1 protein-coding gene is annotated in these 459 nt (G+C 50.5%); it reads right to left on the bottom strand.

The window, feature by feature from the left end; genetic code table 11:
• The coding region (locus ACLRGG_RS20445) for an IS256 family transposase (protein WP_416251474.1) at positions 1-459 on the bottom strand (459 nt) is incomplete at both ends.

Genomic DNA, 459 nt, shown 5'->3' with positions numbered 1-459 from the left:
GCTTTATAGTCCTTCCACGACACGTATTTCAGGCTGTTACGCACCATGTGAATAATGCACAGCTGGATATGCGTCTGGGGATAAACGCTGTTTATCGCATCCGGGAAGCCCTTCAGACCGTCCACGCAGGCAATCAGGATATCCTGAAGGCCCCGGTTTTTAAGCTCTGTCAGCACGCTGAGCCAGAACTTTGCGCCTTCGTTTTCTGCCAGCCACATGCCCAGGAGCTCTTTCTGGCCTTCGGTATTAATGCCCAGTGCGAGGAAGACGGCTTTGTTAATCACGCTACCACCGTGGCGAACTTTTACAACAATACAGTCAGGATAAACAATGGGATAAAGTGCATCCAGGGGGCGATTCTGCCACTCTGTGACCTGCTCTTTAACCGCATCGGTGACTTTAGAAATCAGCGTGGGTGAAACATCCGCGTCGTACATCTCCTGTCTCTTATACACATCT

Source organism: Erwinia sp. PPS120, from assembly GCF_047918655.1.
In the GTDB taxonomy this organism is placed as follows: domain Bacteria; phylum Pseudomonadota; class Gammaproteobacteria; order Enterobacterales; family Enterobacteriaceae; genus Erwinia; species Erwinia tasmaniensis_A.
This window is presented reverse-complemented; position numbering and strand designations above follow the sequence as displayed.